Origin of the sequence: Pyrobaculum sp., assembly GCF_049971835.1 — an archaeon.
Lineage (GTDB): Archaea > Thermoproteota > Thermoprotei > Thermoproteales > Thermoproteaceae > Pyrobaculum.
This window is the reverse complement of sequence record NZ_JBMFKV010000107.1, coordinates 1-6,811: the sequence shown is the minus strand read 5'-3', so window position 1 is coordinate 6,811 and position 6,811 is coordinate 1. Positions and strand designations below refer to the sequence as shown.

The following is a 6,811-nucleotide window of genomic DNA, read 5'->3' as shown; positions in this document are numbered from 1 at the left end:
GAGAGACATGGGGTTTGTAAATCTCACCGGCACCCCGCCGAGGTACGACAGCGCCGCCAGCACAGCCGGGAAGTCGCCGGCGGGGATGTGCTCCTCCGTCAAGTCCACCCCGAAGACCCTCGCCGCGTCGCACGCCCTGCAGACCCCCACCCTAAGCGGGGCGAAGGCCACCACCTCAATCACACCCCACCCCCAACATAAAAACTTTTTTACACAAGGAGAGCCCTCTACGTGGCGGAGTGGCGCCTCGTCGAGCTGAGGCTGAGGGCCGAGGGTCCCTGCCCAATGGCCGGCTGGTCGGGGTCGGCCGCCTACAGAATACTTGTGGAGACCACGAGGCGGGAGGCCGAGCCCAAAAACAAGATATACGCACACCCCATATACCTCGGCGGGAGGCCCCTCCTCACCGGAGTAGACGGCAGAGCCGCCGTCCTAGAGCCAGGCGCCAGGCTCGCCATAAGGGCGGCGATGTCGGAGCAAGACGCCTACTACCTCCTCGCCGCGGTGTCCAAAAACCCCCGCCCGGAGGCCCCCTGCCACCTAGAGGCGGAGCAGCTCTCCCTCACGGCGCTGGAGCCCGCCCTCCCCGACGGCCACGGATTCGCCACCGTCAAGCTGGTCTTCGCCCCCACGGCCTTCATGTTCCACGGCAGAGACGTCCTCTACCCCTCCCCCCAGCGCATCGCCTACAGCCTCACCAAGACCTACAGAGACATGTTCGGCACAGACCTCAAACAGCTCGCCGACCGCGCCCCCACGGCGCTGGAGCTGACCCACTTCGCCGTGAGGCCAGTCCGCGTCGGCATAGGAGAGGCCCGCACAGTCCCCGCCTACATAGGCAAGGCGGAGCTCGCCATATACGGCAACGTCGAGACCTGGCTAGCCCTCCTAAAACTAGGCCAAGCCACAGGCGTAGGCATATCCCGCGCCATAGGCTTCGGCAAGTACAAGATAAAAGAAATAAAGAAACTAGCATAGCCCACCCCCAGGTAACTACGCTTAACTTACATGAACTCTATTCACAGACGCCTACGCGGACAAGAACAGACGCCGACGCCGCAGTCTTTATATGTTTGTAAACATCTTACACAGCAGATTTACAACATGTAACTTAATCTCTCTAGCCGCCGCTCCTCGGCTGGCTGGGTGTCGCGCTCGCCGAATGCAACACCTCCTTTGATGCGCCGTTCGGCGCGCTCCAACACGCCGCGGGCAACATACTCGGAATACCGTTGTTGTTGCTTCCAGCAGTCCAGAGCGCGTGACTAGGCTCGGCAACCCCGCAGGCGGTGTCAGCAGATATATCCACCACCGAATACGTGAGGAGAGGGGGCGATGGAATTAGGAGCAACTCGTCGTACCCCCACCGCTGGCGGCCGTCCGCCCGCTGTTATACCCCACTCATTTAAGCAAGCTCAATCTCCTAAACCCGTGTTACCCAGACGCCTCCATAGAGCTATCCGCCAATTCGGCGTATCGGCGCAATACAGGACCGCGGAACCCTTTAAGGCGGGGCCGCCGGGGTTGAAACCGGGGCCTACGGTTGCACGGGCCGGGGCCCTTTATCAGCCCCGCCGGATTTCCACAGGCGCCCCACCTGGCAAAGCCGCGGCTTGACCACTCCAAACACGGCTTTCTAACCGACCTAAATCCCGCATTGATTAATGCGTCATCCTAGGCCAGATTTAGGCCGAGGCGTTTCCGGCCCTACGTTTCGACGGAAATTTAATTAAGGTGGGAGATATAGAAAATGTGGCATCCATCAAAATAAGAGAAGACACAAAACGCCGTCTAATACAGTTCAGAGCCAAGCTGGAGGCCAACCTGGGGCGCAAAGTGTCGCTAGACGAGGCCATCAGCTACCTCCTAGACACCGCCGAGGGCCCCGATGTGGAGGAGCTGGCGGCTGTGCTGGCGGAAGTGCGGCGTTTAGTCAAGCCCGGCGACCTCACCGCTGAGCTTAGGAGAGGACGAACCGGGGATGAGGCTGGCAGTTGACACAAGCGTAGTACTCGCGACTCTGGAGGGGACCACAGACGCCTTGCTGGAATACGCCAAGAAAGGCTGGCGGCTCTACATAACTGAGTACAACCTAACAGAGGTTATGTATGTCTTATGCCGTAAACTTGGTGCGGAGACCGCGCGCAAAGCTGTGGAGAGGCTACTTAAAAGCAGGGCGCTTAAGCCCTACCCAGCCACCGATCTCCACGAAGAAGCCGCCATATGCAAATGCAAATACGCGATATCGCTACCAGACTGCTATACAATCGCCTTAGCACGGAGGCTAAACACACGTGCCCTCTTCATGCGAGAGAAGGAGCTGGAAAAGGTAGTAAAGAAGGGGGCGCTGGCGGACGTCGTGCAGTTCCTTTAAATAGGACAGGAAGGAGATCACGCCGGCGACCCACGGTGGGCAACCAGTACGCCGCCATGTAGGCGGGGCTGGCTTAAAAGGCCACACGGGCAACGCCCGGGCCCACCGACAGAGGGCGGCTTGGCGGGCCCGCCGTGATTTCTAGGCGGCTACGCATGAACCCGGAATCTCCCACTTTATGAACACGTCCCACGCATCGATCCGTAGGATCGCGTCAAAAAAATCTTAAACTCACACTCCCCGGCTCTCCGCAAACATTAAGCAAACGTCATCCATTGCCCCATCCTGTACACGTGGGGTTCAAAGCCCCCTTGATCAAAGATAATTTACTTGGCCACTGCGGAGATCCGCTACTCAACCCTAAACCTCCCGAAGCCCAAGGCGGTTTTTGCCCCCACACCCCTTGTCAAAACAGTCTTGAGCAGATTCTTCAGACCCTCCCGGCCGCACCTCTTGTCCCTACTCGCCACTAAGAATGCAAATACCGCGCCGCGGGGGATAACTGGATATACCAGAGGCGTGGGCCGCGCCTCCACTTCCGAAATCTTGAGGCCAGCCTCGCTGTAATGCGGCGTCAAGACCTCCGGCTCCACCAAGCCGTGCGGGGCGTCCACCAAATACGCATCAAAGAACACGATGCCCCCCTCAAAACCCGCGGTTCCATATGCCTCATTCGGCGGCAAGCCGCATGGGTTTTTCACATACGCACTGGCGGCGCCCTTGACAGCTGAAGCGGGGATGTAAGGCACGTTGAGTATTGGGTGCCAGGCGACGGCCACGTCAAGCGGCATGTATAAATTCCTCATGTGCACAGCCAGCGGCGTCTTTAAAGACGCTCTGTAGTGCAGTACTTGGCCCTCTCCGAAAACCTCAGCCGCCAGCTTCGCCACAAATTCGACGTAACTAGCGACGTGAGTTAAATCCACCTTCCTATAGCCACTAGCCAGAGCCAGAGTCGCCTCTCTGTTGAACTCAGCTGGCCTCATCCTAAACCCGCCCTCCAGATACATCATGTTGAGACACTCCACGGCGTTTATATCGGGGCCGCACCTCACGGCCATACCCTCCTGACAGAACCCCCCAGCTTCTGGACGTATTCAACAAAGACATTTTTCACAATATCATACGCCTCCTCCACCACCCGTTCGTCAACCCTAATTCGCGCGCTACCCCCGCCGCTCCACTCTATCTCAGCAGGCCAGTCGGCGGATTTAATCAGCGTAACGACAGAGGCGGAGTACCTATGCCTCTCGTGGTAGGCCGCCATGACGGTAGACGCCCTCCGCTCAGCTTTTGAAAAATATCCAGTGCCCTGTTTCGCCTGTCCCCTAGGCAACCCCATCGCCCAGGCCACCAGCCTATTCCTCACCTCGTCGAAGTAAGTACCGGTGAGCTTCACAGCTCTGTGAGGCCTGTAGAAAAAGTTGTGGAGATCTTCCAAAGAGATCCCCACCACCTCGTACACCTCGCTGTACTTAGGCGTGAGAGCCGGCATAGGCGGCATCCCCCCAGGGACGCCGCACCTATCCCTGATAAGATGGCCCAGCCTCCCCCTTGCGTACTCTATCAACTCCCCTATGTTTTTACCCACTGGCGGGCCGGGAGACACAACGTCGAGACAGCCCAGCCCCTTCCTCCCGCCCTTACCCACGCAACCCAGCGTAAGAGCCGTCAAGAGGATTGAAACCGCTGTGTTAAACACAACGACGTCGTCCGGCCCCTCCACAGATATTTCAAACTCACCCCCGACTGCGTACTCAGTCCTGCCGCCCAGCGACGTCAGGTAGAGCCTGTGTAGAAAGATATTTCCGCGTGGCCCCCGAATGTATCTCTGGCCAGAGGCGCTGTAAACCCACGGCTCCCTAATTACTGCGGTCTCCAGCGTGAATTTAGACGCAAAGGAGGGCATCCCGAGGCCAAGCGTCTCGCCCACGTGCCTCACAACCCTCTCCGCAGACTCCCAATCCGGCACCGCCAGGAAGGGCCCCACGGAACGCCCCCTCAGACAGCCCCTCTCGTAGAGGATCCCCGCCACGAAGGCCCTCGCCCACCACTTCCACAGCCCCTTCACCGAGCTGGGACGTATGTAGAACCGCCTGTCCAGTACCCGCGGGTCATAGTAGCCAGCGGAGAGAGGCGACGATAGAACTACCCTCAACGACGCCCTCATTTGAAATACGCCTCAGCCAACATCTTCAGCCACTGGGCATATCTATATAGCAGGCGCCACCCCGCCCTGTTCTCCCCCAGCGCCCGTACCGCATCTTCTAGACTAGATACCCTTAACCCCAGTAGCTTCGCCGCGCCGTACGCAAAGACGGCGGCGTACAGCCCGTAGCCGGCCTCCTCCTCACTGGGGCCCAGACGGCCAGCGATGCTCGACACGACGGCGGAGCAGTTACTGCCCCTCAACCCCTCCAGAGCAAATAATGCAGAGGAGCGGCTGGCGGCTGTGGCGAGGACGAAATGGGGGCCCAGGTAGTAGACCTCTGTGTGGAACCTCCGCGCCTTACCCGCGAAGGACTCTAGAAACTTGGCGTTGCCCACATGTTCTCTCAACGCATTTATACACTGGGTGGCAATATTTACGATATCCATACTACCCTCACAAGGCCCTTCCCAATTGTCTCCTTGCCCCCCATCCACATACTAGTCAAGCCCTTCAGCCTCTGGGCCACATCCCCCTCCCCCATATCGCACCCTCTTGGCCTTTCCACCTTCACCGCCGAGATGAAGACGGTGTACTGGGGGACGTACTCCTCCGACCACGGCCCCTCTTCCACCGACTTCCTCTCCCGGCTAAGCCTCACACGGTACTGCACCAGCAGGGACTTGTTAATAAGGTCCACGGCGTAGTCGTCGGGCACCACGGCAAGGCCCACCTCGGGGAGCCCCAGAGCCTTGGCCACAGACCCAAAGGCGCTGGCCACGGAAGCGTCTACAACAGCATCGTGCATAGATCCGTTGATATCCACACGGCCGTTGTGGAGGTAGCGGTCGTGGGACACAATGATCTTCTCGGGGTTGCGGGCGTTCTGGTAAATCGTATTCACCTCCTTGAAAATCTGGGAATTAGCAAAGCCGGGCACCTCAAGCACGTTTCTAAGCACGGCGGGCGACGTGATGTAGATCCAGACCCCCTTGAAGGTCCTCGCCGGGATGATAAAAAGCCTCGCGTCCATAAACGCGACGGCGGAGGAGGCCTCTGACACGTCCGCATCGCCAGGCTCGGCGCCGAAGATGCACCTCACGACACTGCCCCCCCAGCCGCTGGCGCTGGCTCTAAAAGCCCCCTTGAGGCTCGACGCCCATATAGCGGGCAGGTCAAACTCATCCCTCTGCACCGGGAGATCTACGGGATGCGACTCGGATCTCCCCATGCCCACGTGAAGCGCGGTCCCGGCCACTACGGCAAGTGGTAGTAATAGAGCCATATGTTAATTCTCTAAAGTATTTTAAAGAATTGCCTTTATACGTCCATGGAGGTTGAAATCGCAGGTTACAGAAACGTGGAATATGTTCTGTTAAAGGGCAACAAAATTGTGTTGTTTGGGCCGAACGGGGCGGGGAAGACCAACATTCTACGCGCCGTGTATCTAGCCGCCAAGGCTCTAGCCGGGGCCTCTTTTAGAATAAGCAGAGACGACTTCAAACCGGGGGGTTACATAAGGCTCGACCGCTACACGCTCAAATACTCAGAGGGACAGCTGTCGCTGTATGAAGATGTGCGTTTAATCGACAGCACAGGCGCAGAGGGGGAGGTGCGGTTTAACACCAGCGGCGGCGTAAAGGCGGCGTTTGTAAACCAGTGCGCCGTATACGTAGGCTGGCAGAAGGGACCCATCGACGCCTGCGGTGGCGAGCCTGAGGTAAGTGGGGAATTTCTCTTTGAGGATCCTTACATCGCTTCTCGCATCGCTCGGAGGCTGAAGACCCTGGGGGTCGGGCTCTGGTCTGTGTATTACAAATACGCATACAGACTCGACAAATGGGTTGAAGGGAATAGACTCAGCTACGGGGAGCTCAGACTGCTGGCCATACTATACGCCATAGAAGCCGCCCCGGAGAAGTCCATTATTCTCATAGACGCCTTCGAGACAGGCCTCCACCACGACTGGATAGTTAAACTCATAGAGCTACTTACAGAGATCCCACAGACAGTAATGATTGAGACCCACAGCGGCCTGGCGCTGAAGGCGGCAAAGGAGCGGAAGTGGAGTAGCTACTACATAGAGGGTGGAAAATCAAAGGTTATCGAGGCGTTGAGCGACGTGGCGATGTTTGCAAGGGAGAGAGAAGCTTATGTCGCGGCCTTGGGATAACTGCACCGCGCTGAACATCTCCACGAGCTGTAGCTGTAACAGGGGTAGCCCTAATTGCTACTGCGTTACAGATCCAAACTGTAGCTCGAATACAAGATGCCAAGTGACGTGCACT

General features: G+C 58.2%; 8 protein-coding genes and 1 pseudogene. 4 read left to right on the top strand and 5 right to left on the bottom strand.

The features are described from left to right. Nucleotides 1-183: pseudogene (locus ACP5J3_RS09420) on the bottom strand (hypothetical protein); the annotation flags it as partial. 48 nt (nucleotides 184-231) lie between these two features. Here ACP5J3_RS09420 and cas6 point away from each other — a divergent pair. The 3 genes from cas6 (at nucleotide 232) to ACP5J3_RS09405 (ending at nucleotide 2,374) form a co-directional block, all read left to right on the top strand. Continuing rightward, a complete protein-coding gene (gene cas6, locus ACP5J3_RS09415) occupies nucleotides 232-978 on the top strand; it encodes a CRISPR system precrRNA processing endoribonuclease RAMP protein Cas6 (RefSeq protein WP_428495456.1) in 747 nt (248 codons plus the stop codon). A 774-nt stretch (nucleotides 979-1,752) separates the two neighbouring features. After that, nucleotides 1,753-1,998: a hypothetical protein gene (locus ACP5J3_RS09410; RefSeq protein WP_428495455.1), complete on the top strand. Its 246-nt coding sequence runs from the start codon at nucleotides 1,753-1,755 to the stop codon at nucleotides 1,996-1,998. Continuing rightward, nucleotides 1,982-2,374, top strand: a complete 393-nt coding sequence (locus ACP5J3_RS09405; protein ID WP_428495454.1) for a PIN domain-containing protein — start codon at nucleotides 1,982-1,984, stop codon at nucleotides 2,372-2,374. Before ACP5J3_RS09410 ends, ACP5J3_RS09405 begins: the two co-directional genes overlap by 17 nt. Nucleotides 2,375-2,724: 350 nt before the next feature. On the opposite strand, the gene cmr6 is transcribed toward ACP5J3_RS09405, so the two are convergent. Genes cmr6 through cmr4 form a run of 4 tightly spaced genes read right to left on the bottom strand, consistent with a single transcriptional unit; the run spans nucleotide 2,725 to nucleotide 5,808 of the window. After that, nucleotides 2,725-3,435, bottom strand: a complete 711-nt coding sequence (cmr6, locus tag ACP5J3_RS09400) for a type III-B CRISPR module RAMP protein Cmr6 (protein WP_428495453.1) — start codon at nucleotides 3,433-3,435, stop codon at nucleotides 2,725-2,727. Further along, nucleotides 3,426-4,544, bottom strand: coding sequence for an RAMP superfamily CRISPR-associated protein (locus tag ACP5J3_RS09395; RefSeq protein WP_428495452.1), 1,119 nt, complete (start codon nucleotides 4,542-4,544; stop codon nucleotides 3,426-3,428). The genes cmr6 and ACP5J3_RS09395 overlap by 10 nt, the downstream gene beginning before the upstream one ends. Beyond that, nucleotides 4,541-4,972 carry a hypothetical protein gene (locus ACP5J3_RS09390; RefSeq protein WP_428495451.1) on the bottom strand — a complete coding sequence of 144 codons (432 nt, stop codon included), beginning with the start codon at nucleotides 4,970-4,972 and terminating at the stop codon, nucleotides 4,541-4,543. The genes ACP5J3_RS09395 and ACP5J3_RS09390 overlap by 4 nt, the downstream gene beginning before the upstream one ends. Next, nucleotides 4,960-5,808, bottom strand: coding sequence for a type III-B CRISPR module RAMP protein Cmr4 (gene cmr4, locus ACP5J3_RS09385; RefSeq protein ID WP_428495450.1), 849 nt, complete (start codon nucleotides 5,806-5,808; stop codon nucleotides 4,960-4,962). Before cmr4 ends, ACP5J3_RS09390 begins: the two co-directional genes overlap by 13 nt. 45 nt (nucleotides 5,809-5,853) lie before the next feature. On the opposite strand from cmr4, the gene ACP5J3_RS09380 reads away from it, so the two are divergent. After that, nucleotides 5,854-6,696 (top strand): AAA family ATPase, encoded by an 843-nt coding sequence (locus ACP5J3_RS09380; RefSeq protein WP_428495449.1) that lies wholly within the window; start codon nucleotides 5,854-5,856, stop codon nucleotides 6,694-6,696. Nucleotides 6,697-6,811 lie beyond the last annotated feature (115 nt).

Coding starts and splice junctions, on each gene's coding strand:
- ACP5J3_RS09405 (WP_428495454.1), top strand. CDS start 1,982: ATGAGGCTGGCAGTTGACACAAGCGTAGTACTCGCGACTCTGGAGGGG.
- cmr6 (WP_428495453.1), bottom strand. CDS start 3,435: ATGGCCGTGAGGTGCGGCCCCGATATAAACGCCGTGGAGTGTCTCAAC.
- ACP5J3_RS09395 (WP_428495452.1), bottom strand. CDS start 4,544: ATGAGGGCGTCGTTGAGGGTAGTTCTATCGTCGCCTCTCTCCGCTGGC.
- ACP5J3_RS09390 (WP_428495451.1), bottom strand. CDS start 4,972: ATGGATATCGTAAATATTGCCACCCAGTGTATAAATGCGTTGAGAGAA.
- cmr4 (WP_428495450.1), bottom strand. CDS start 5,808: ATGGCTCTATTACTACCACTTGCCGTAGTGGCCGGGACCGCGCTTCAC.
- ACP5J3_RS09380 (WP_428495449.1), top strand. CDS start 5,854: ATGGAGGTTGAAATCGCAGGTTACAGAAACGTGGAATATGTTCTGTTA.